Source organism: uncultured Ruegeria sp., assembly GCF_947504215.1.
Classification (GTDB): Bacteria; Pseudomonadota; Alphaproteobacteria; order Rhodobacterales; family Rhodobacteraceae; genus Ruegeria.
The window spans coordinates 1-1,228 of the sequence record NZ_CANNGO010000035.1 but is presented as its reverse complement, the minus strand read 5'-3'; the positions used below and the strand labels follow the sequence as shown (position 1 = coordinate 1,228).

Below are 1,228 nucleotides of genomic sequence, written 5' to 3'. Positions count from 1 at the left end.
GGGCGGCCTTCTTTGTTTCAACGATGTGCCGGGCTGACGCCCGGTCTACCGATTACTCTACAATCTTCGACACAACGCCGGCGCCGACGGTGCGGCCGCCTTCGCGGATGGCAAAGCGCAGGCCGTTTTCCATCGCGATCGGCGCGATCAGTTCAACCTCGAACGACACGTTGTCGCCGGGCATCACCATCTCGGTGCCAGCCGCCAGAGTCACGGTGCCGGTCACGTCAGTCGTACGGAAGTAGAACTGAGGACGGTAGTTCGCGAAGAACGGCGTGTGACGACCACCTTCATCCTTGGTCAGGATATAGGCTTCGGCTTCGAACTTGGTGTGCGGTGTTACCGAACCCGGCTTACACAGAACCTGGCCACGCTCAACGCCTTCACGGTCGATACCACGCAGCAGCGCGCCGATGTTGTCACCCGCTTCACCGCGGTCCAGCAGCTTGCGGAACATTTCAACACCGGTACAGGTGGTTTTCTTGGTGTCGCGGATGCCGACGATTTCGATCTCGTCGCCAACATTGATCACGCCACGCTCAACACGCCCGGTTACAACGGTACCACGACCCGAGATCGAGAACACGTCTTCGACCGGCATCAGGAACGGCTGGTCAATAGCGCGCTCAGGCGTCGGGATGTACTCGTCCACGGCCGCCATCAGCTTGCGGATGGATTCCTCGCCAATCTCAGGGTTGTTGCCTTCCATCGCGGCCAGAGCCGAACCGGCAATGATCGGAATGTCGTCGCCAGGGTATTCATACGAAGACAGCAGCTCGCGGATTTCCATTTCCACCAGTTCCAGCAGCTCTTCGTCGTCAACCTGGTCCACTTTGTTCATGAACACGACCATGGTCGGGATGCCAACCTGGCGACCCAGCAGGATGTGCTCGCGGGTCTGCGGCATCGGGCCGTCAGCAGCGTTCACAACCAGGATCGCGCCGTCCATCTGCGCCGCACCCGTGATCATGTTCTTGACGTAGTCGGCGTGGCCGGGGCAGTCAACGTGGGCATAGTGACGGTTTTCGGTCTCGTATTCCACGTGGGCCGTCGAGATGGTGATGCCACGCGCTTTTTCTTCCGGCGCACCGTCAATCTGGTCATACGCTTGGAAGTCACCAAAATACTTGGTGATCGCTGCGGTCAGCGTGGTCTTGCCGTGGTCAACGTGGCCAATCGTTCCAATGTTGACGTGCGGCTTATTACGCTCAAACTTTTCCTTTGCCAT

General features: G+C 59.0%; 1 protein-coding gene. It reads right to left on the bottom strand.

Annotation, left to right across the window (positions count from 1 at the left end; all coding sequences use genetic code 11):
• Positions 1 to 52 precede the first annotated feature (52 nt).
• A partial coding sequence (gene tuf, locus Q1B21_RS22285; protein WP_299893262.1) for an elongation factor Tu occupies positions 53 to 1,228 on the bottom strand: 1,176 nt, incomplete at its 5' end.